This window comes from Idiomarina sp. 017G (assembly GCF_004362265.1).
Classification (GTDB): domain Bacteria; phylum Pseudomonadota; class Gammaproteobacteria; order Enterobacterales; family Alteromonadaceae; genus Idiomarina; species Idiomarina loihiensis.
In genome coordinates this window covers 163,991-186,424 of sequence record NZ_SNWT01000004.1, presented here as the reverse complement: position 1 = coordinate 186,424, position 22,434 = coordinate 163,991, and the positions used below count along the sequence as shown (strand labels likewise).

At 49.0% G+C, this 22,434-nt stretch carries 21 protein-coding genes; 13 read left to right on the top strand and 8 right to left on the bottom strand.

All coding sequences use genetic code 11. The features are described from left to right. Positions 1-73: 73 nt before the first annotated feature. From acnB to DEU30_RS07810, 3 genes are all read left to right on the top strand, one after another. Positions 74-2,662, top strand: a complete 2,589-nt coding sequence (acnB, locus tag DEU30_RS07820) for a bifunctional aconitate hydratase 2/2-methylisocitrate dehydratase (protein WP_114981851.1) — start codon at positions 74-76, stop codon at positions 2,660-2,662. Between the two features lie 265 nt (positions 2,663-2,927). After that, positions 2,928-3,188: a type II toxin-antitoxin system Phd/YefM family antitoxin gene (locus DEU30_RS07815; protein WP_114981852.1), complete on the top strand. Its 261-nt coding sequence runs from the start codon at positions 2,928-2,930 to the stop codon at positions 3,186-3,188. Positions 3,189-3,199: 11 nt separating this feature from the next. Continuing rightward, a complete protein-coding gene (locus DEU30_RS07810; RefSeq protein ID WP_114981853.1) occupies positions 3,200-3,532 on the top strand; it encodes a hypothetical protein in 333 nt (110 codons plus the stop codon). 274 nt (positions 3,533-3,806) lie between these two features. Here the strand turns inward: DEU30_RS07810 and DEU30_RS07805 are convergent, their stop codons facing one another. After that, positions 3,807-5,549, bottom strand: a complete 1,743-nt coding sequence (locus tag DEU30_RS07805) for a DUF885 domain-containing protein (protein ID WP_114981854.1) — start codon at positions 5,547-5,549, stop codon at positions 3,807-3,809. A gap of 116 nt (positions 5,550-5,665) precedes the next feature. Between DEU30_RS07805 and DEU30_RS07800 the strand changes: the two genes are divergently transcribed. Continuing rightward, positions 5,666-6,631, top strand: coding sequence for a Dyp-type peroxidase (locus DEU30_RS07800; protein ID WP_114981855.1), 966 nt, complete (start codon positions 5,666-5,668; stop codon positions 6,629-6,631). Here the strand turns inward: DEU30_RS07800 and argR are convergent. After that, positions 6,607-7,080 carry a transcriptional regulator ArgR gene (gene argR, locus DEU30_RS07795; RefSeq protein WP_011233732.1) on the bottom strand — a complete coding sequence of 158 codons (474 nt, stop codon included), beginning with the start codon at positions 7,078-7,080 and terminating at the stop codon, positions 6,607-6,609. The genes DEU30_RS07800 and argR overlap by 25 nt on opposite strands. Before the next feature lie 187 nt (positions 7,081-7,267). Here argR and mdh point away from each other — a divergent pair, with 187 nt between their 5' ends. Continuing rightward, entirely contained in the window at positions 7,268-8,200 is a 933-nt protein-coding gene (mdh, locus tag DEU30_RS07790) for a malate dehydrogenase (RefSeq protein WP_114981856.1), read from the top strand. 563 nt (positions 8,201-8,763) lie between these two features. Here the strand turns inward: mdh and ispB are convergent. After that, positions 8,764-9,735, bottom strand: coding sequence for an octaprenyl diphosphate synthase (ispB, locus tag DEU30_RS07785; RefSeq protein ID WP_110013656.1), 972 nt, complete (start codon positions 9,733-9,735; stop codon positions 8,764-8,766). A gap of 192 nt (positions 9,736-9,927) precedes the next feature. Between ispB and rplU the strand changes: the two genes are divergently transcribed. The 8 genes from rplU to DEU30_RS07745 all read left to right on the top strand — a co-directional run bounded on the left by rplU (position 9,928) and on the right by DEU30_RS07745 (position 16,319). After that, a complete protein-coding gene (gene rplU / locus DEU30_RS07780; RefSeq protein ID WP_011233736.1) occupies positions 9,928-10,239 on the top strand; it encodes a 50S ribosomal protein L21 in 312 nt (103 codons plus the stop codon). Between the two features lie 15 nt (positions 10,240-10,254). Next, positions 10,255-10,512 (top strand): 50S ribosomal protein L27, encoded by a 258-nt coding sequence (gene rpmA / locus DEU30_RS07775; RefSeq protein WP_011233737.1) that lies wholly within the window; start codon positions 10,255-10,257, stop codon positions 10,510-10,512. A gap of 116 nt (positions 10,513-10,628) precedes the next feature. Beyond that, positions 10,629-11,786: an Obg family GTPase CgtA gene (gene cgtA / locus DEU30_RS07770; RefSeq protein WP_034818493.1), complete on the top strand. Its 1,158-nt coding sequence runs from the start codon at positions 10,629-10,631 to the stop codon at positions 11,784-11,786. A 71-nt stretch (positions 11,787-11,857) separates the two neighbouring features. Next, the gene (folA, locus tag DEU30_RS07765; RefSeq protein ID WP_011233739.1) at positions 11,858-12,358 is read left to right on the top strand and encodes a type 3 dihydrofolate reductase; all 501 of its coding nucleotides are present in this window, start codon (positions 11,858-11,860) and stop codon (positions 12,356-12,358) included. A gap of 110 nt (positions 12,359-12,468) precedes the next feature. Then, positions 12,469-12,843, top strand: coding sequence for a DUF3718 domain-containing protein (locus DEU30_RS07760; RefSeq protein WP_011233740.1), 375 nt, complete (start codon positions 12,469-12,471; stop codon positions 12,841-12,843). Positions 12,844-12,990: 147 nt separating this feature from the next. Next, positions 12,991-14,436, top strand: a complete 1,446-nt coding sequence (locus DEU30_RS07755) for an alpha/beta hydrolase (RefSeq protein ID WP_011233741.1) — start codon at positions 12,991-12,993, stop codon at positions 14,434-14,436. 3 nt (positions 14,437-14,439) lie between these two features. Continuing rightward, positions 14,440-15,174 carry an ATP-binding cassette domain-containing protein gene (locus DEU30_RS07750; RefSeq protein ID WP_011233742.1) on the top strand — a complete coding sequence of 245 codons (735 nt, stop codon included), beginning with the start codon at positions 14,440-14,442 and terminating at the stop codon, positions 15,172-15,174. After that, the gene (locus tag DEU30_RS07745) at positions 15,174-16,319 is read left to right on the top strand and encodes an ABC transporter permease (RefSeq protein WP_114981857.1); all 1,146 of its coding nucleotides are present in this window, start codon (positions 15,174-15,176) and stop codon (positions 16,317-16,319) included. Before DEU30_RS07750 ends, DEU30_RS07745 begins: the two co-directional genes overlap by 1 nt. Positions 16,320-16,682: 363 nt before the next feature. On the opposite strand, the gene DEU30_RS07740 is transcribed toward DEU30_RS07745, so the two are convergent. The 5 genes from DEU30_RS07740 to DEU30_RS07720 all read right to left on the bottom strand — a co-directional run bounded on the left by DEU30_RS07740 (position 16,683) and on the right by DEU30_RS07720 (position 22,426). Further along, positions 16,683-18,002 carry an FAD-binding oxidoreductase gene (locus DEU30_RS07740; RefSeq protein ID WP_114981858.1) on the bottom strand — a complete coding sequence of 440 codons (1,320 nt, stop codon included), beginning with the start codon at positions 18,000-18,002 and terminating at the stop codon, positions 16,683-16,685. A gap of 411 nt (positions 18,003-18,413) precedes the next feature. Beyond that, positions 18,414-18,983 carry a GNAT family N-acetyltransferase gene (locus DEU30_RS07735; protein WP_114981859.1) on the bottom strand — a complete coding sequence of 190 codons (570 nt, stop codon included), beginning with the start codon at positions 18,981-18,983 and terminating at the stop codon, positions 18,414-18,416. Then, the gene (gene ahcY / locus DEU30_RS07730) at positions 18,983-20,362 is read right to left on the bottom strand and encodes an adenosylhomocysteinase (protein ID WP_114981860.1); all 1,380 of its coding nucleotides are present in this window, start codon (positions 20,360-20,362) and stop codon (positions 18,983-18,985) included. Before ahcY ends, DEU30_RS07735 begins: the two co-directional genes overlap by 1 nt. A gap of 47 nt (positions 20,363-20,409) precedes the next feature. Further along, the gene (locus DEU30_RS07725; protein WP_114981861.1) at positions 20,410-21,420 is read right to left on the bottom strand and encodes an adenosine kinase; all 1,011 of its coding nucleotides are present in this window, start codon (positions 21,418-21,420) and stop codon (positions 20,410-20,412) included. A gap of 49 nt (positions 21,421-21,469) precedes the next feature. Further along, positions 21,470-22,426 (bottom strand): cobalamin biosynthesis protein, encoded by a 957-nt coding sequence (locus DEU30_RS07720; RefSeq protein WP_114981862.1) that lies wholly within the window; start codon positions 22,424-22,426, stop codon positions 21,470-21,472. Positions 22,427-22,434 lie beyond the last annotated feature (8 nt).

Sequence of the window (22,434 nt, the reverse complement as noted above, 5' to 3'; positions counted from 1 at the left end):
CAGTAAAATCCGTATAATGCGCCGCACTAGTGAACCGTCTAGAATTCATGCAAGCAAATGAGAGGTACTATAAGTGCTTAAAGAATATCGTCAGCACGTAGAAGAGCGCGCCGCAGAAGGCATCCCTCCGAAGCCATTAAATGCCGAGCAAGTAGCCGATTTAGTGGAATTACTGAAAAATCCTCCAGCAGGCGAGGAAGACTTTCTGGTCGAGCTGTTAGCCGAGCGTGTACCACCTGGTGTGGACGAAGCGGCTTATGTTAAAGCAGGCTTTTTAAGCGCCGTTGTTAAGGGCGAAATTGAAAGTCCGGTTGTGAGTAAAGAATACGCAGTGAAGCTGTTGGGCAATATGCACGGCGGTTACAACATCGTCACTTTGGTGGAATTGCTGGACGACTCTCAGCTGGCTGAACTGGCGGCAAAAGAACTGAAAGAAACCATCTTAATGTTCGACGCCTTCCACGACGTGGAAGAGAAAATGAAAGCCGGTAACGCGCTGGCGAAAGAAGTGGTTGAATCCTGGGCCAATGCTGAATGGTTTACCAACAGCGACGAGCTGGCTAAGTCCATTAAAGCAACTGTCTTTAAAGTGACTGGCGAAACCAATACCGATGACCTGTCTCCGGCACCAGATGCATGGTCTCGTCCGGACATTCCTTTGCATGCTAAAGCGATGTACAAAATGCCACGCGAAGGCATTACCGATGCAGGCAAGCAAATTGAAGAATTAAAAGAAAAAGGTCACCCGGTTGCCTTCGTTGGCGACGTAGTGGGTACCGGTTCTTCACGGAAGTCGGCAACCAACTCCGTATTGTGGAACATTGGCGAAGACATGCCGGGCACACCGAACAAACGTGCCGGCGGTATCTGCATCGGATCTAAAGTTGCGCCGATTTTCTTCAATACCATGAAAGACGCAGGTGCGTTGGTGTTTGAAGCCGACGTTGAAAAAATGAACATGGGCGATGTCATCACTATCTACCCATACGAAGGCAAAATCGAGAACGAAGCCGGCGAAATTATCGCTGAATACGATTATGCGTCTCGCGTAATTTTAGATGAAGTCCGTGCCGGTGGCCGTATTAACCTGATCATTGGTCGTGGCCTGACAGAAAAAGCACGTGAATCTCTGGGCATGGGTCCATCAGACTTATTCCGTAAGCCAGAGCAACCGGCAGACAGCGGTAAAGGTTTCTCGCTGGCGCAAAAGCTGGTCGGTAAAGCTTGCGGTATGGAAGGTGTTCGTCCGGGCGCTTACTGCGAACCTAAGATGACCACTGTAGGCTCTCAGGATACCACTGGCCCTATGACTCGTGACGAGCTAAAAGACCTGGCATGCCTTGGCTTTAACTCAGACTTAGTTATGCAGTCGTTCTGTCACACGGCGGCTTATCCTAAGCCAGTTGACGTTGAAACTCAGCACACCTTGCCTGACTTCATCATGAACCGTGGCGGCGTAAGTTTGCGTCCTGGCGACGGTATCATCCACAGCTGGCTGAACCGTATGTTGTTGCCAGACACAGTTGGTACTGGTGGCGATTCGCACACGCGTTTCCCGCTGGGCATTTCATTCCCGGCAGGCTCTGGTCTGGTCGCGTTCGCTGCAGCTACCGGTGTTATGCCGCTGGATATGCCTGAATCTGTATTGGTGCGCTTTAAAGGTGAAATGCAGCCGGGTATCACCCTGCGTGACTTAGTTCATGCCATTCCTGCATTCGCTATCAAAGAAGGTCACCTGACCGTTGATAAGCGTGGCAAGAAGAACATTTTCTCAGGTCGTATCTTAGAAATTGAAGGTCTTGATCACTTAACCGTTGAGCAGGCATTTGAATTGTCTGATGCTTCTGCTGAGCGTTCTGCTGCCGGTTGTACCATCGATTTGTCTGAAGAGTCGGTTGCCGAGTACCTGCGTTCAAACATCACTATGCTGCGTTGGATGATCAACGAAGGCTACGGCGATGCGCGTACGTTGGAGCGTCGTGCCCGTAAGATGGAAGACTGGTTAGAGAATCCACAGCTGACTCGTGCGGACAAAGACGCTGACTATTCTACGGTTATCGAAATTGATCTGAACGACATTAAAGAACCTATCGTTTGTTGCCCGAACGACCCGGACGATGCGAAGTTCCTGAGCGAAGTTTCAGGCAACAACGTTGATGAAGTCTTCATTGGTTCGTGCATGACCAACATTGGTCACTTCCGTGCAGCAGGCAAATTGCTAGAGAAAAACTCTGACCCATTAAATACCCGTTTGTGGATTGCACCACCAACGAAAATGGATAAAGCCCAGCTGGAAGTTGAAGGCTACTACGACATTTACGAGCGTAACGGTGTTCGTACAGAAATGCCGGGCTGTTCACTGTGTATGGGTAACCAGGCACGGGTAGAACCGGGCGCAACGGTACTGTCTACTTCAACTCGTAACTTCCCGAACCGTTTGGGTGATGGCGCTAACGTTTACCTGACCTCTGCAGAGCTTGCCGCTGTCGGTGCTATCGTTGGTCGTCTGCCAACACCGGAAGAATACCTGGAGTACGCACAGGACATTAACTCAATGGCTGGCGAAGTTTACAAATACCTGAACTTCGACCAGATGGATGCCTTCCGCGACGCAGAAAAAGCTGCCAAGGAAAACATCATCCCAACCATCAACGTGGCTTAATGAGTGCTTAGATTGCAAGGACTCTTTACGAGGACGCCCGCAAGTACTTCCCTGTAGGGCTTGGGCAGCGCCATCCATGGCGCTGCACACCTCGTTAAGAGTCCTCGCAACCGCTGATCGCACTCATTAGCAACTTATAAAACCGCTTCGGCGGTTTTTTTGTGTCCGATATTCAGTAGCCTGATGTTCACATCAGGTACGATACTTAACTTGTCTTATGGTCTATTAGTGGTCTATATTTAGACTGTTCAGTCGGGAGAGAATCATGCAGATAAAAACCATCAGTTACATTAAGCAAAATGCAGCATCGCTGGATGTGGAAGAGCCTATTGTGGTCACTCAAGGCGGCAAGCCTGTCTACCGGATTGAGTCGGAAGCGAGTGCTCGACAGCGCGATGAGGCTATTGCGACACTTAAACTGATGAACCTGGCTGAAAGGGATATTCGCAACCAGAATTTGCTATCCCTTAGCGAAGCAAAAGAAAGGCTAGAGCGTGAACTCAGTACAAAGAAGTTTGAGCTTTAGCCATATCATTTATGAACTACGATGTTTATTTCACTGAGCTTAGTTATAAAACACTGGCTACTTTAACTCGCTACATGGAAGCGTTTCTTGGTCAAGAAGAAACCATTCGATTAGGTGAACAGCTCCTTGATTTTTCGGTAAGTAAGCTAAGTGACAACCCGCTGCAATTCCCTGTTTCCCATGAGCTTGAAACACTAGGCATAGTTGATTATAGAGTGGTGCTCGTGGATAACTATAAAATTTTATTTCGCTTAGATGAAAAAGCTCGGGTGAGCTATGTCATGGCCTTTCTACGACAGAAACAGAATACTCAAGATCTGCTTTATCAAATAACAATTTGGTAGCCTGATGCTAATGCATCAGGTGAGATAGTCGAACACCTCACCTGACGTAGAACGTCAGGCTACAAAACTTAACGCGGGGAGGAATAGTCGTGAGCGCGTCCAATGGTTACAGGGCCTCATGTGGAGGTGTGCAGCACCATGGATGGTTTTGTAGACGGTAGAAATAAACAAATAGAATCCCCGCTATCAGGAAGTGTCTGGCGCCATGGATGGCGCCAGTCAAGCCTTACAGGGACGTACTTGCAGGCGTCTTCCTGATAGCGGGGGTTCTGTTTTATTTCTGCTCAGCAATCCAGTCGTTGATGTGTTGTTCTAGTACTTTCAGTGGCACGCTGCCGTTTTCCAGTACCGCATCATGGAACTCACGGATATCGAACTTATCACCCAGCTGTTGCTCGGCTTCTGCACGCAAACGCTTAATGGTCAGTTCGCCCAACTTGTACGAAAGTGCCTGCGCAGGCCAGGTAATGTAACGGTCAATTTCGGTTTTCACGTTATGCAGTGACAACGCGGTGTTGTTGGCCATAAAGTCCATTGCGCGTTCACGGCTCCAGCCTTTGGAATGCATACCGGTATCCACCACTAAGCGCGCCGCGCGCCACATTTCGTAGCTTAAACGACCAAAGTTACTGTAAGGGTCTTCATAGAAACCGGCTTCCAGACCTAAGTACTCAGAGTACAGACCCCAACCTTCACCAAACGCAGAAATATAGGTTTGCTGGCGGTACTCTGGTAAATCTTCCAACTCGCCGGCAATCGCGTTTTGTAAATGATGACCCGGTACCGCTTCGTGCAATGTCAGTGCTTCCATCTGATAAAGCGGACGGCGGTCTAATGCATAGGTGTTGACCCAGTAGAAACCGGCGCGGTCGTCGCGATTCGTTCCAGAATAGCGACCTGTGGTGTATTTCGGTGCTATTTCTTCAGGAACCGGGGCAATGCCGTATGGCTTCCGTGGTAGGGTCTTGAACAGCTTGGGTAATTCGCCATCCATCTTTTTTGCTATCCAGGCAGCGTAATGCAGCAATTCTTCTGCGGTTTCCGGATAGAACTGGTCGTCGGTACGTAAGAACTCGACGAACTCATCAAAGCTGCCATCAAACCCGCTTGCTTCAATAGCTTCCAGCATTTCACCACGAATACGCGCCACTTCCTGTAGACCAATTTGGTGAATTTCATCCGCAGTTAAATCTAACGTAGTGTAATGTTTAATACGGTTTTGATAAAAAGCGTCGCCATTCGGCAGTTCGCTGGCACCAATGGTTTCACGTGCATTTGGAAGATACTCGGTGACCATAAAGTTGAAGTAGTCGTCATACGCCGGCATGACTTGCTGGTCAATGGCTGTTAAGGCATCTTCTTTTAGTTGCTTCCATTGCTCGTCATTAATAAAGCCCGGTTGTTCGGAAAACGGCGAGAAATAAACGCTTTGATCAGCGTCCTGCACAATGTAGGCCAGTATACTCTCTTCAAAGCCCGCCATTGCGGCAGCTGGCTGGGTATAACCTTCTTCTATCGCCTTACGCAACCAATGCGTTTGTTGTTCCATGTAACGAGGAATGGAACGCAGTTTCGCAATGTAATTCTGATAATCGTCAGCCGAAGAGAACGAGGTGTACGATGGCATAAAAGCAAGAGAACTATGGAAACTACCCTCTGCTGTCAATGGCATGTAGTGTGCTTTAAAACGATACTCATCTACTTTATTTTTTAACGTATAATGGATCATCGCATGATTAATTTGGTCATCCCGGCTAAGCGCGTTAAGGTTAACGGCGTTAAGCTGTTCGAGCCACTTTGAGCGTTGTTGATAGCGTTTTTCTAACGCCTCCGGTGACATATCGGTCAGCTCAGTATCGCTGGACTTATTCAGTTCTTCCCAGATAGTGTCAGCCAGCTGATGAAACTCGGCAGCAGGGCTCTGTTGCTGTGTGCTGCTACGCTGGGTTTGGTTATCAGCTGTGGTGGTGCAGGCAGTAACGCCCAGCAAACCAAAAATAAGTATCAGATTACGCATGATTTTTCCTTGCGGTGTCATAACGAATACAGGCATTCTATAATGCCTCTTACGCTAATTAATGTAAAAGCGAATAGAACGAACCCACAAAAATAACAGTTAAATGGGAGAATAGGGTGGATAAAGCTCAGTCAGGAGTCTACGCGGAACCTAATCTGCATGGTCTGACGTTGTTTTGTCACGTCATGAGCGACGACGTTGAAAGTTTACGTCGCAAGTTAGCTCGTTTTCCAGCAATTTTACGCGATCTTGACGCCCGTTTCTCTGAAGGCATGTTAACAGGCTTTGTTGGCATAGGGGCGGACTACTGGGATATTCTTTATCCGCATAAGCGACCGCTTCACTTGCAGGCTTTTCCCGAGCTCAGCGATGGCGACCGTGAAGCGCCAAGACACCCCTATGATCTTGTTATACAGATTCGTTGTGATCGTTTTGACGCTAACTACTTGGCGGGACGCACGTTAATGGAATGGTTTGGCTACGACATTGAAGTGGCTGAGCAAATCCGTTCCTTTCGTTATCTGGACGGCCGCGACTTAACCGGCTTTATCGATGCGCCGGATAACCCGCGGGGTATGCGCAAGCGTAAAGTCGCTTTAGTTGAGGCGCAGGACGATGCGGACTTTGTCGACGGCAGCTACTTATTCGTACAGAAGTTTCGGCATGACTTGCGTCGTTGGGACTACTTAGGCCCTGAAAAGCAGGAGCTGCTAATGGGACGCGAGAAAGTATCTGGTGAACGTTTATCAGAAGCCAAAATCGAAGGTGTCACTCACGCTGCGAAAAGTCGCTTAATTGATAGTAGCGAACAGCCTATTCCACTATTGCGGCAGAATATGCCCTGGGGCGACTTGCGCGAACAGGGGCTTCTGGCAATGTATTTTAGCCATTCGCCTAAAATGGTTGTTCAGTGGCTAAAGAACCGTTATTACGCCGACGAACAGGGAGCTTACGACCCTTTACTAGATTACTCACAAGCCGTGTCCAGCTCAGGTTTTTTTGTTCCTTCAATGCGCTTTATGGAAGCGAACAAAGAAGTTGCCGACGACATAGCTGACTATGAAGAGGGCAGTACCGCCTGATTCGCAAACAGCTCGCGTACTTTTCGCAGAGTGAATTCAATATCAGCAACTTTAAGCGGTGCAATAAAAATCGTGTCGTCACCAGCAATAGTACCAAGTACGCCTTCCTTTTTACCGACCGAATCCAGCAACCGCGCAATTAACTGGGCGGCGCCCGGGCTTGTGCGAATAATGACCATCACATCATTATGCTGAATATCCAGTACAAGCTGGCTTAATGGTGCCCGGGTGGAAGGCACGGCTAAATCAGGCGGTAAACAGTAGACCATTTCCTGTTTCGCATTGCGGGTACGAACCGCTCCTTGCTTACTCAGCATGCGCGACACTTTAGACTGGCTAATGTTATCAAAGCCCTCGGCTTTTAAGGCGTTAACAATTTCCCCTTGAGAGCCATAACGCTCTTCGCGGAGCAAAGTTTTAAAAGCTTCGAGTAACGTGTCCTGCACCATGTGAGTGTCAAATTCCTATGCTGTTTACGTGCTATAATAATAGACAGTGTACTGCATAAAGATGCGCTATTCGAGTGCTGAATGTGTATCGCGCAAAGTTGTATTTTTATTGATATAGGAGTACAGTTTTGCCCCAAATTCTGCATTTTTAAGCAGTTTAAATTGACCAACAAAAACGGAGTCTGAGATGAAAGTAGCCGTATTAGGTGCGGCCGGTGGTATCGGCCAGGCATTGTCATTACTTCTGAAAACCCAATTACCAGCAGGTTCAGAGTTATCGTTGTATGACGTTGCGCCAGTAGTTCCAGGTGTGGCGGTTGACTTAAGTCATATCCCTACCGACGTGAAAGTAACAGGCTTCGGTAAAGACGACCTGGCATCAGCATTAGTTGGCAGCGACATCGTATTAATTCCTGCCGGCGTACCACGCAAGCCGGGCATGGATCGCTCTGACCTGTTCAACATGAACGCAGGCATCGTTAAAAACTTAGTGCAAGGCGTTGCAGACAACTGCCCTAACGCTTGTGTTGGTATCATTACTAACCCAGTAAACACCACCGTTCCAATCGCTGCTGAAGTACTGAAGCAAGCTGGTTGCTACGACAAGCGTAAGCTGTTCGGTGTTACCACACTTGACGTTATTCGTTCAGAAGCCTTTGTAGGTGAGTTGCGTGGTCTGAACCCGGAAAACGTTAATGTACCAGTTATCGGCGGGCACAGCGGTACCACTATTCTGCCATTGCTGTCTCAGGTTGAAGGCGTTGAGTTTACAGAGCAAGAAATCAAAGACTTAACTCACCGTATCCAGAATGCCGGTACTGAAGTTGTCGAAGCTAAAGCTGGCGGCGGCTCAGCAACCCTTTCTATGGGACAGGCAGCAGCACGTTTTGCATTGTCACTGCTGAAAGGTTTACAAGGTCAGGACACTATTGAATGCACCTACGTAGAAGGCCCGGGCGACAACGCTAAGTTCTTCGCGCAACCAGTACGCTTAGGCAAAAATGGCGCAGAAGAAATCCTGTCTTACGGCAAACTTAGTGCGTTCGAACAAAAATGCATGGACGAAATGCTAGACGGCCTGAAAGGCGACATCCAAACTGGCATCGACTTCGCCAGCTAAGCTGAAATAACTTTCAGCAGTCCGCTTTTGAAAATATTGGGGCGGCTATTACAGGAGACGCTACAAGCTCATCCATGAGCGCTCGACGAAGGCCGTCCCTGGCCTTCGACGCTCCTGTAATAGCCGCCCCAACATTTCCACGCTACTTGCTGAAAGTCATGTAGCCTGACGTTCACGTCAGGTCCAATGTGCAATATCCCACCTGATGTGAACATCAGGCTACCTCCAGATAACCCGCAATGACTTCTCGCCAATACTGACCTTCCCCAATATTTTTCCAGCTAGACGTACGCTCAAATGTTCCAATTGATACACAGTGTTAGCTTTTTAATTATCAGGCTAGAAGATGGTTAAAAGGGGCAGGCTGTTGGATTACGAGCGTTACGAGTGTTGAAGGTTTCCGTGGCGGAGTGTCGAAGGCCATGGATGCTTATTGGAAATGCCTAAAGCGGGAAGGGTTGTGTTTCGGAGGTGTGTAGCGCCATGGATGGCGCTAACCAAGCCCAACAGGGATGTATTCACGGGCGTCCTCCGAAACAGAACCCGCTCCCCCAAGGCATTTCTTACGCCACTCGGTCGACTGCAAGGTGGGTTAGGGTGAGCAGGGCTTGTTTGTAGTCGGAGTCGGGGAGTTCACTTAGGGATTCACGCGCTTGTTCGGCGGCTTCTAAGGCTTTGTCGCGGGTGTACTGCAATGCTCCCGTTCGTTCCATAGCGGTCAGCACGGTTTGTAAGTGCTCACGTCCGTCGCCTTGCTCAATGGCTTCGCGAATCAGCTTTTGTTCTACTTCGTTGCCGTGCCACATAGCGTATAACAACGGCAGTGTGGGCTTACCTTCCGCTAAGTCATCACCCGCATTTTTGCCCATAGATTCGCTGTCCGCGGTGTAATCCATTAAATCATCTACTAGCTGAAACGCGGTACCCAGGTAACGACCGTAATCAGCCAGTTGCTGAGTCACCTTTTCGTCTTGTGCGGTTAGTACACCGGCTAACTCGGTAGCTGCTTCAAACAACTTGGCGGTTTTGCCGTAAATAACATTAAAGTAGCTGGCTTCTGAAGTATCCGGGTCGTTACAGTTCATTAACTGTAAGACTTCGCCTTCAGAAATGATGTTGGTGGCGTCCGCTAAAATACGCAGAATCCGCAGGGAGTCTAAATCGACCATTAACTGGAAGGCGCGGGTATAAAGGAAGTCACCAACGAGTACGCTGGCTTCATTACCGAACACTGCGTTGGCGGTTTTGCGTCCGCGGCGCAGTTCCGATTCATCAACGACGTCGTCGTGAAGCAGAGTCGCGGTATGAATAAACTCGATAATCGTAGCAAGTTTGCGGTGATCGTTACCTTCATAACCCAGAGCCCGACAAGCTAATATGGCTAGCAGCGGCCGTAAGCGTTTACCGCCACTGTTGACAATATAAAGGCCTAACTGGTTAATTAAGGCAACATCCGATTGAAGTTGTTCACCTATTAATGCATTAACACCAAGCATGTCGTCTTTGGCTAATGCGTTAATGGACTGCATATCCATCATAGATATCTGTTTATTTACAAAATTTAACGGAAAACAGATGGTACACTATTTATAGCAGAGCGGAAACTCAATCCGCGGTAAGCGGTGCCGCTTTTAAGTTCAAATTAAGGGTTGCGATCGCTGACTGGATTACGTACAATTCGCGCCCTGATTTGAATTTGGATGCCCAATAGGGTTGTGGAGAATAATATGTACGCAGTATTCCAAAGTGGCGGTAAGCAGCACCGTGTGTCTGAAGGCCAAATCGTCCGCCTGGAAAAACTGGAAGCAGCTACCGGTGATGTAGTTGAATTCGACCAGGTTTTGATGGTTTCTGACGGCAACGATGTAAACATCGGTGCTCCGTTCGTGTCCGGTGGTAAAGTGAAAGCGGAAGTGATTGATCACGGTCGTGGCGATAAAATTAAAATCGTTAAGTTCCGTCGTCGTAAGCATTCTCGCCGTCAACAAGGCCATCGTCAGTGGTTCACGGAAGTGAAAATCACTGGTATCAACAGCTAATTAAGGAGTAACGACATGGCACATAAAAAGGCTGGTGGTTCTACTAAAAACGGTCGCGACTCAGAGAGTAAACGTCTCGGTGTTAAGCGCTTCGGTGGTGAGTCTGTGTTAGCAGGCAACATCCTGGTTCGTCAACGTGGTACTAAGTTCCACGCTGGTGCGAACGTTGGTATTGGTAAAGACCACACATTGTTTGCAACCTCAGAAGGCAAAGTGTCTTTTGATGTGAAGGGCAGCAAAAACCGTAAATTTGTGAGCGTTATTACTGACTAATAATGCGAACATAAACTGAAAAGTTTCGGTTCTGAAAGCCCTGCCTTACGGCGGGGCTTTTTCATATGTGCTAGAATTTTGCACAGTATTCTATAAGTGATAAGTAGCAGATTGCGATGAAATTCGTTGATGAAGTAGAAATCCGCGTAGACGCGGGTGACGGTGGTAATGGTTGTATCAGTTTCCGTCGCGAAAAATATATTCCCAAAGGCGGCCCTGACGGCGGCGATGGTGGCGACGGCGGTGATGTCTATCTAGAAGCAGACGAGAACCTGAATACCCTTATCGATTATCGTTTTGAACGTTTTCATAAAGCTGAACGCGGTAAAAACGGTATGGGCAAAAACTGTACGGGCAGGCGCGGTAACGACATCGTGCTGCCGGTTCCTCCTGGTACCCGCGCTACCGATATTGATACTGGCGAAGTTCTTGGCGATTTGACGAAACATGGTCAACGTTTAATGGTAGCCAAAGGTGGTTTCCATGGTCTGGGTAATACGCGTTTTAAAAGCAGTATAAACCGTGCGCCACGACAAAAAACCGATGGTACTCCTGGCGAAGTACGCCCGCTAAAACTGGAACTGATGTTGTTGGCTGATGTTGGTTTGCTGGGTATGCCGAATGCCGGTAAATCGACTTTTATTCGCTCGGTTTCCGCAGCACGCCCTAAAGTGGCCGACTATCCGTTTACCACCCTGATACCAAACCTGGGTGTTGTGCGTCCCGCTCCGCATCAGAGTTTTGTTATTGCCGATATCCCCGGTCTTATTGAAGGCGCGGCCGAAGGTGCTGGACTAGGCATACAATTCCTAAAACATTTAGAGCGCTGCCGTTTATTACTGCACTTGGTAGATTTAGCCCCGTTTGATGAAACCGACCCTGCCGAGCAGGCGCGTATTATTATCAACGAGCTGGAAAAATACAGCCCGAAACTGGCTGAAAAGCCACGCTGGCTGGTCATCAATAAAGTCGACTTGCTGCTGGACGAAGAGGTTCAGGAAAAAGTAGATGAGCTGGTTAAATCTCTGAACTGGGACGGCCCAGTGTTCCAAATCGCAGCTCTGGAAGGGCGTGGCAGCGACGCGCTTTGTCGTGAGGTAATGTCTTATCTTGAAACATTGCCAGCACCTGACACTGAGCAGCATGAAGAAGCCGACCCGGTTGAGTTCATGTGGGACACTTACCACGAAGAAGTTCTTGAAGAAGAGATGGATGACGAAGATGACGACGACGATGACGATGATCACGACGTCGAAGTTATTTATCAGAAGTAGCCTGACATTGATGTCAGGTGAGGTCTTGGTCCTGACGTAAGCGTCAGGCTACGCATTAAGGATATCGCCGAATGAAAATATCACTCGTGGTTGCTATGGCCGATAATCGGGTTATTGGAAAAGATAACAAAATGCCATGGCACCTGCCGGACGAGTTGCAATATTTCAAAAAAATTACCTTAGGTAAGCCAATTGTTATGGGGCGCCGGACTTTTGAGTCAATTGGTCGTCCTTTGCCCGGCCGCAAGAATATCGTTCTAAGCCGTCGAACGGATCGTTCGGAAAATCAGGACAGTCAGGTGGTTTGGGTGTCTGGGGTGCAACAGGCAATAGCCGCTGCAGGTCCGGTTGAGGAACTCATGATTATCGGCGGTGGAAAAATTTATGAGAAATTTTTACCCCTCGCAGACCGACTATATGTTACTAAAATAGAACTAAATGTTGAGGGTGATACTTACTTTCCCGATTATCATCAAGTCGCCGACTGGCAAGAGATAGAGCGGCAAAACTTTGCCGCTGATGAGCGCAACTCCCATAACTTTAGTACTCTTATTTTCGACAGAGTAAGTTAATAAGAAGTTATAAATTCAGTAACTTACATGTATTTTAAGCCATTGCAGCAGGCTTGAGTTCGTAGTATCATCTTGATGAATTTTTGAACAATCTTGTGATGGGGTTTTAGATGAAAGCAATTGTATTAGGCACCATGATGGCTGCCGTTGCGGCAACTGGCGTAACGTTTTCAAAGAGCGCAGAGGCAAATGAATTAGCCTTAAGCTTATGCACATACGTACAGGGTGATGACACCATGCGTATGCGTAAAAAATTACGTGATGCTCGTGTCCGCGTACGCGATATTTACAGTGGTATTCAGTGTAATGGTCAGAGCTTATTGCAATTTGCCATGTCAAATGGCTCACAAGACATTGGTGAGTTCATTGTTGGTCGCTTGTCAGTAGATGAACTGAAAGCTTCTGGCGACTACGAATGGGCGCAATCTAACGGTCATGGCAGCAGTGCAATTGCAGTAGCAATTAAAGATCGCGCTGGCCTGTAAGTTAGGCACTAATAAAATTATTTTCTAAAAGCCTGCAATTTTTGCGGGCTTTTTTACATCTTCTAACAAATCAATCAGTGACTTACCTTGTAATTCTCCCCTGTTCTCTACGACAATAGATCCGTTGCATATATAAACGGAACCGCTATGAAACAATGGATGGCATTATCGCTACTGTTACTGGGACTGATACCGCATAGCGGTCAGGCACAGACAAAAATAAATGAAGCTTCGGGCTGTTATTTACCCGGCGTGCAAGAGAAACTGCACTGTGGCACAGTTTCAGTTCCTGAAAATTACGAACAACCCGACGGCAAGCATATTGGTATTTACTACGCGATTCTTCCCGCTATTCAGGAAGGAGCGCAAGCCGATCCTATGCTCATTCTGGCCGGAGGGCCGGGACAGGCCGCTACCGAATTAACTCCAATGATAGCGCGTATGTTCGAAGCGGTGCGTCAAAAGCGCGATATCCTTCTAATTGATCAGCGTGGCACAGGTAAAAGTCACCCGCTTGAATGTGGTATTGAACGCCCTGATGAATTGATACGAGCTGACGATGAGCAGGACCTTAGAGCCTTGAGTCGTGAATGTCAGGAACAGTACCCTGATACAGACACAACGCAATATCATACGGTTAACGCAGTTAAAGACTTTGAGCGAGTACGTGAACATTTAGGTATAGAGCAACTGAACCTTTATGGCGGCTCTTATGGAACGCGCGTTGGACTAACTTATTTACGTGAAGCACCGAGCTCAGTTCGTACGGCTACCCTCGATGCCGTAGCTCCGCCTCAGGTAATCATCGGGCCTTTTGGTCAACACGGAGCCAATGCATTTGACGAAATGCTCAAAGACTGTTCCGAACAAAGCCCGTGTCATGAGAAGTTCCCTAACCTAGAGCAAGAATACTATGAGGTGATGAGTGAGCTTGAAGCTGAGAATATATTGCTGGAAACGCGTGACCCCCTCTCTTTTGAGCCGCTGGAAATAAAACTGACTCCCGGGCGTTTTAGCTCAATTATTCGTGTTGCTTTATATCACCCCAGTACTCGTCAGTTATTGCCTTACGCGATTCACTCAGCAGCTGAAGGAAACTACCATGCAATACTGGGGCTGATGGGCGGTACTATGTCACAAAACAGTATTTACCTGGGGCTTATGCTCTCGGTTGTGTGTGGCGAAGACTTGCCAAGGGCGACTCCTGAGCTTTTCGCTCAGGACGGCAACAATGAGTTTATTGGCAGCCGCACCGGTGATGCCTTTGTCGACATGTGTGCGGGTTGGCAATCATCGAGTGTTCCATCTTATTGGTCCGATCCGGTTGTTAGTGATAAGCCGGTTTTGTTGTTATCGGGAGAGCTGGACCCGGTGACGCCTCCGGAATGGGGCGAAATTGCCCACAGAACCTTACCTAACAGTAAACATCTGATTGCACCTAACGCCGGGCATACCATAGCCAGCCATACCTGCGCTAATAAGCTCATTGCAGATTTTATCGAGCAAGGTTCTATCGAAAATATTGATGGCAGCTGCTTAAAAGAACAAAGGCTGAAGCCATTTGTGCTGAACCAGAATGCAGCGGGGCTATAAATAATGATAAACGTAGATGCACTGACAAAAACATTCAAAAATGTGCAAGCGCTGGACTCTCTTTCATTTCAGGCAAAAGATGGCGAAATTACCGGGCTTCTTGGGCCTAACGGAGCCGGGAAAACGACTTGTCTGCGTATTATTTACGGGTTGTTGCAGGCAGATACCGGCAAAGCAGAGATTGAAGGTGTTGATGCCAACCAGAACCCGATTGATGCACGCCGTAACCTCGGTATATTCCCTGATAAATTCGGTTTATACGAACGCTTGACCGTACGCGAGCAAGTAGCTTATTTCGCCGGGCTGCACGGGCTAAAAGGCACGGAGCAAAAGCAGGCGGTTGAGAAGGTGATAGAGAAGCTGGATATTAAAGAGCTTGCAGACCGTCGTACTGCTGGTTTTTCACAAGGCCAGCGGATGAAAGTCGCATTGGCTCAGGCTTTAGTACACAGCCCAAAACATCTAATTCTGGATGAACCCAGCCGCGGTCTTGACGTTATGAGTACCCGAATTTTAAGAGATGTGTTGCGCGAACAACGCGCTCAAGGCACCTGTATCTTGTTTTCCAGCCACGTTATGCAGGAAGTTGCCGCTCTATGTGACCGAGTGGTGGTGATGGCAAAAGGCAAAGTTGCAGCTGAAGGAACACCGCAGGAGCTGTGCGATATGACCGGCGAGCAACAGCTGGAAGACGCCTTCGTTAAAATTATCGGTACCGACGAGGGGATAGCAGCCTAATGAGTGCATTAACTTCCGTATGGAAAAAAGAGTTCCGGGACGCTATTCGTGATAAACGTTCTGTTTTAGCGGCAATGTCCTATGCGTTTTTTGGCCCTTTATTAATGGCCGTAGCCTTCTTTTTCTTAATAACCCAACTGACCGACCCAGCAGACGTTGAAATTACCATTGAAGGCAAAGAAAATGCCCCTCAACTCGTCGAATTTTTGAACGAACGTGGTGTTGTTGCTAAAGAAGGGGAATGGGCGAAAACCGAAACGCCGATAATATTAACCTTACCGGAAAACTGGCAGGAGAATGTAAGTAAAGCGGAGCCAGTAGAGGTAACCTTGCGTGCCGACTGGTCGGCCCAAAAGCAACAAACCGAAATTAAGCGTGTAGAGCAGGCAGTTCAGGCATACTCCAGTCAAATAGCGGCTTACCGACTGACATTGCGGGGCGTTGATCCGCGTGTCATGCAACCGGTGCAACTGCAAAAACAGGACTTAGCAACCCGGGGCTCAAAAGCGGCCTTAATTATGGGCAGTGTGCTGGTGTTTATTATCTTGTCCGTGTTCTGGTCTGGCATGAACGTGGCTATTGATATTAGTGCAGGCGAACGCGAGCGTAACTCACTGGAATTTTTGCTGAGTCAGCCATTAAGCACCTGGGACATTGTTACCGGTAAAGCACTGACCGCAACGACCTTTTCATTGTTCGGCGCAATACTGTCATTGGTACTCATACCCATTATATTTGCCTACGTCCCATTACACGAAATTGGTATGAACGTGAACTTTAGTGTAGGTATGATGACGCTGATGTTCATACTACTGGTGCCACTAGCCCTGTTCGCCACAGCCCTGCAGTTGTTTGTATCCTTCCGGGCTAAGAACTTCAAAGAAGCACAAACCTACATCAGCTTCTTATTGATCATTCCCATGGCAGCGTCATTCGGTGTCGAATTTGCACGGCTTAAAAATCCAATTCTCTACTATCTCCCGCTAACCGGTCAGCATCAGGCTTTTCTGTCACTGATACGCGGTGAGAACGTGAATGTCATGGGAACGGTCATCAGCGCAATTGCCACCCTGGCAGCCGCATTGCTGCTAATGAAATACATAGCCCGAATGCTCAAAAGCGAAAAAATCGTCTTCGGCCTGTAGGGACAGGCCATTCGCTTGTTTCGCTTGAGCATTGAATACTTCTGTGGCGGAGACGCTACGAGCTCATCCATGAGGGCTTGACGAAGGCCATCCATGGCCTTCGACACTCCGCCACAGAAGTACTCAACACTCAGAACGCTTACAAGCGAATAACCTGTCCTCTCCGAGCTTATTCTGCTCGTAGGCCAATATGATGGGGTGAGGTGGCTGATAATAGAGAGCGCGCCCGACGGTTAGAGCGGGCTGCTATGGAGGTGTGCAGCGCCATGGATGGCGCTGCCCAAGCCCTACAGGGATGTATTTACGGGCGTCCTCCATAGTAGCCCCTATAACCTCAGCGCTCTCTATTTGCGACCTCCCCCCTCAGTCGCGTAGGCGGCCGTAGTGGTAGTAGAGCCATTGGCCTAGGCGGCGGAAGCGTGGTAATGGGAAGGGCTTTAGTTGTGACTGGTAGTAAGGCAGCTCGGGCAGGGGCTGTTCCATGGCGGCTTCTGCCAGTCGCTGGCCGGCCAGGGCAGTAAAGCTTACACCGGCACCGCAGTAGCCCATGCTGGCGTAGATATTGTCTTTTACTTTGCCTACGCGTGGGTAATCGTCCAGTGACACACTGACCCAGCCGCTCCAGAAGTGCTCCCACTTATTTATATCGCGTAGCTGCGGAAAGGTTTGGTGCAAGGCTTGTAACAGGCGCTTAGCATAAACCGGGTTGGCGGCATGTTTCCCCTGAATGGCACCACGACCACCAAACAACAGGCGGTTATCGGGCAGTAAGCGGAAGTAGTACTTCAGAATACGTGTATCCATTATGGCGTATTGAGGTGATAGCTTAATGCTGGCCACTTGCTCTTTACTCAGAGGTGGGGTGGTAATAATGCTTGAGAGTACCGGTAGCGAGCGACTGGCAAGCTCTGGCAGTAACTGCCCTGATGAATATCCGTTTGAACAAACCAACAGCTTACGAGCGCGTACAGCGCCTTTCGCAGTTTTCAGGTATACGCCTTTGCTGCCCAGCGATACGGCCTGAGTTACCGGACAATGCTGTATTAACTGCGCACCGGCAGCCGCTGCCCGTCGAGCTGTTGCTGCCGCCAGTAACATCGGGTTTAGAGCAAAGCAGTCGGTGAAGCGTAATGCGGCATGGGCCTGTGGGCTGGCGATAATCTCCGAAAGTTCGCTCTGAGTCAGCCACTCAACTGGCTGATCAAACTGCTTTAACTGCTCATACTGTTGCTTTAATGGCTCAACAGCGCTGGGTTTGTGCGCTATTTTCAGGTAACCACCATTTTGGCGCTGGCACTGCTCCGGGCAATAACGCAAAGTTTCTTCAACCAGTTGCAGTGCCTTTTGATGTTCATCGGCAATGTCTTGCGCAATGTCAGCACCAAGGCGTTCAGCCCAGGCCGACAAGCCCAGTCGGCCGGTACTTTTCATCACAAACCCGGCATTACGCGACGAACAACCCCAGGCCAGTTGGTTGGCTTCAAATACTGCAACAGAATGCCCATTTTCGGCCAGAACCCGAGCCGCGTTTAAGCCCGTGTAACCCGCACCAATAACAGCAAATCCCACTTCCTCCGGCGCATCCACACACTCCGGAAACTCGGCCTGTGTATGCTGCTGCCAATAACTAGGCTCAGGAGCATCATGAGGCCCCGGAGGCGCATTAACCAAAGGATCATACATAAACACCCACCTATAAAACGGAGAGGGAAGACAGCGAGCGCTGAGGTTACAAGGGCTATTGTGGAGGCGCCCGTGAATACATCCGTGTAGGGCTTGGGCAGCGCCATCCATGGCGCTGCACACCTCCACAATAGCCCTATGTAACCGTTGGCGCGCTCACTATCTCCCGCCTCATATAAAAAGCCAACTTAAGCCGCTATGAGGGAGGCAAAAGGGGCAGACTGTTCACTTGTGAGCGTTACGAGTGTTGAAGGCCTCTGTGGTGGAGTGTCGAAGGCCATGGATGGCCTTCGTCAAGCCCTCATGGATGAGCTCGTCGCGTCTCCGCCACAGAGGCCTTCAATGCTCAAGCGAAACAAGTGAGCAGTCTGCCCCAAGCCCATGCAACCTCAGCGCTCGCTATTCGGAGCCTTACGTATCGAATTTCAGCAGCATTTCGCCGGCGTTGCAGTAGCAGATGCCGTCGCATACTGGGCAGTAGTAGCCGTCTTCTACTGAGGCTTTGTACCAGCGCTTTTCATGTTGCTTAATCATTTCACCGCCGCAACGAGTGAAATATTCATAGGCGCTGTTATTGGGGCTTTGCATCCAAATATGCGCTAAACCACCACGGCAGCCCAGTTCTTTGGCGGCTTCAATACTGCGGAACAACAGTTCTTTGCCTATACCCAGGCCGCGCGCCTTTTCTGATACCGCTGCGCATTTAAAGTAGCACAGCTTCTCGGCTGGAATTGGCCAGGCGTCTGGGGTGCAAAAATCATCGATTGGCCATTGTCCGGGCGCCAGGGTAATGCGCACGCCCAATGGGGTTTCACCGCGCAGAGCTATCCAGTTTAGCTGCACATCACCCACAGTTCCGCCAGCTAGGTACTGCTGAAAACTCTCTTCGTTCAGGTAGTTGTCACCATGAACTTCATTGGCCAGATCAATAACGGCCGCCATATCGGCAGCCGTTATTTCACGATAAATGATATCGCTCATTAGTAGCGGTACTCGTCTGTCTTAAACGGGCCTTCCACATCAACGTGTATGTAGTTTGCCTGATCCGCTGTCAGCTTAGTGATAACACCGCCGAAGCCCTGCACCATATAACGCGCAACTTCTTCGTCCAGTTGCTTAGGCAGAACTTCTACACGCAGATACTCTTCCTGCTGTTTAATTTCCATGTCGGCAAATTTCTGCTCGAACAAGTGAATTTGAGCAAGTACCTGATTAGCAAAAGAGCCATCCATAATACGGCTGGGGTGGCCGGTTGCATTACCTAAGTTCACCAGACGGCCTTCGGCTAACAGAATCAGGTAGTCGTTGTCGTCGTCTGAACGGTAAATTTTATGAACCTGTGGCTTAATTTCTTCCCAGCGCCAGTTTTTGCGCATAAAGGCCGTATCAATTTCGTTGTCAAAGTGGCCAATGTTACAAACCAGGGCAGTAGGCTTAAGCGCAGCCAGCATGTAACGGTCACATACGTCCATATTACCGGTTGTGGTCACAATCAGGTCGGTGTTTTCCAGCAAGGCTTTGTTGATGTTGTCGCCGGTACCGTTGTTTTTGCCTTCAAGGTAAGGAGAGACCACTTCAAAGCCGTCCATGCAGGCCTGCATGGCACAAATTGGGTCAATTTCGCTGATTTTAACAATCATGCCTTCCTGACGCAGGCTAGCGGCAGAACCTTTACCCACATCACCGTAACCAACTACCAGAGCTTTCTTACCTGACAATAAGTGGTCAGTGGAACGCTTAATGGCATCGTTTAGTGAATGACGGCAGCCGTACTTGTTGTCATTTTTTGACTTAGTTACGGCATCGTTCACGTTAATGGCCGGTACTTTCAGAGTGCCTTTTTCCAGCATATCGAGCAAACGGTGAACACCGGTAGTGGTTTCTTCAGTAATGCCGTGAACTTTCTCCAGCATCTGCGGGAATTCGTCGTGGATCATCAGGGTTAAATCACCGCCGTCGTCCAGAATCATGTTGGCATCCCACAATTCGCCATCTTTATGACAAGTCTGCTTTAAGCACCAGTCGTATTCTTCTTCGGTTTCACCTTTCCAGGCAAATACCGGCACACCGGCAGCAGCCATAGCGGCAGCAGCGTGATCCTGAGTAGAGAAAATGTTGCACGATGACCAACGCACTTCGGCACCCAGTTCAAGCAATGTTTCAATCAACACAGCTGTTTGAATGGTCATGTGAATACAGCCAATAATACGAGCACCGGCCAGTGGTTTGCTGTCAGCGTATTTACGGCGGATAGTCATCAACGCCGGCATTTCAGATTCAGCAATCGCAATTTCCTTGCGGCCCCATTCGGCTAAGCTAATATCTGCTACTTTGTAGTCTTGTGAATTTTCTGCACTCATAGTGACTCTCTTTTTCAGTGATTTCTGTCAGTGAATTTTAAGTAAATTCAAGCAGTTTGGGCGCTCATAACGCGCTCAATTAATTGTTGCTGTCGGTCTTTATTCAGTCGGGGACCAAATTCAGTGACCAGCTCCGCCGCCGCATGGCTGGCTAAACGACCAGCGTCTTCCAGCGACATATTACGCGTTAAACCATAAAGCATAGCACCAGCAAACATGTCGCCTGCACCATTGGTATCAATGGCTTTAACCGGCACGCCCGGAATATGTACCTGACGTTCACGGTTAGCAATTACAGCACCGTCTTTACCTAAGGTAATAGCAACCGTGTCGGCCTGCTTTAGTAATACGGATAAAGCGGCCTGAGGATCGTCCTTACCGGTTAATAATTCTGCTTCTTCGCGGTTGCAGAACATTAAATCGACACCACCATCCAGAATTTCGTCAATTCCGCTGCGGAAAAACTTCACCATGGCAGGGTCAGAGCAAGTCATAACCAGCTTTGTATTGTTTTCCCGTGCGACTTTTTTCGCATGCTGAATCGCGCCGCGCGCAATGTCTGAGGTAATTAAGTAACCCTCAATATAAAGATAGTCTGCCGCTGCAATGGCATGGTCGTCAATTTCCGCGCTAGATAAATCGGCTGTTATGCCCAGGTGAGTACGCATGGTGCGTTCGGCGTCAGGAGTCACCATAACCAGACAGCGCCCAGTAGTGCCCGGGTTCTTCTGTTGGTGAAGGCTGGTTTCTATGCCTATTTTTTCTAAATCCTGACGGTAAAACATGCCGGCTTCGTCGTCAGCAACTTTACAGCAGTAGTAGGCCTTGCCGCCGAATTGAGCGAAAGCCACCAACGAGTTAGCTGCTGAGCCACCGCCGCTTTGCTTTTTCAGTTCGCCCAGTTGGCTAAGTTCTGCAATCAGAGTGTTTTGAGCGTCTTCATCAATCAGCTCCATCATGCCTTTTTTTAAATCGTGCTTCTGCAGGAAGTCTTCAGAGACTTCAAACTCCTGATCCACCAGCGCATTGCCAATGCCGACTACATCAATGGTTTTCATAATATTAAACGGTTGCTTATTAGGGCGCGTAGTATACCCGATGAGTCACTCAGGGTCGATAAATGAACAAGGCAAAAAGTGCAATAACCAGACAAGCAACGAAAAAAAACTGCCACTGCCTTTGCCAGCGGGGCGCTCTCGATATCAACAACTCGGCGGGACGTCCTTCAAAACGTTGCCTTGCGATACGAATTCCCTGCACTTGTATAGGCCCGCCCAAACTGACCCGGTGACAATAGCTGAAGCTTTGTATCCAGCTGAGCAGAATAGTAGAGAACAAAGGGTTACGTTTTAACGGCTGCAGCCTGAATTTATTACGCTGAAATAGCGCTATAAACCGTGCAGCCAAGGCCAGCAAAAATGAAGGCAAGAAATGGGTTACGGTGTGAAGCCAGTGTGTTGCCAGACCAAAGTGTCGGTACTTTGCCTGTGCAACCGGCCAAACCTGAGTCAGTTCGGAAAGGGTTCGTACCCCAAGTGCCGCTAGTGGCCCACCAACAAACCAGAAGAGCAAAGGCGTAAAGCGATGCTCCAGAATGCTGGTTGCGCGCAGTTCGATGCTGGTTTTGGCAATGCCATGTTCACTCAGTAAATCGCAGTCGCGCCAGGTTATGCGGCTTAGCCAGGCGCGGGCGGCATTCTTGCGGCCACGTTGCAGGTGGCTATCGGCTAATTTGATGGCGTGACTGACGGGCTGCTGACGCAGACTCACCAGTAAAATTAGCCAGCCAATAGCCAAAGACACTTCAGCACCGGCAAATACAATGGCCGCTGGCAGTAATACCAGCAGTGACATAGTTAACCACGCCAAAAAACCGGCAAGGCGTTGCTGGCCGACAGGGCGGTTGGGTTTGTTAACTTTGCCGCTCATGTAGGCGGCCATTAGCCGCAAAACGGCAAAGGGGTGCCACTGCTCTGGCCAGGGAAACCAGCGCTCTGCCAGCAAAGCCAGCAGAGCCAGAGCAACAGGTGATAATAATATGTCGGTTAAAAGTTCCGTGTTCATGCAGCTAT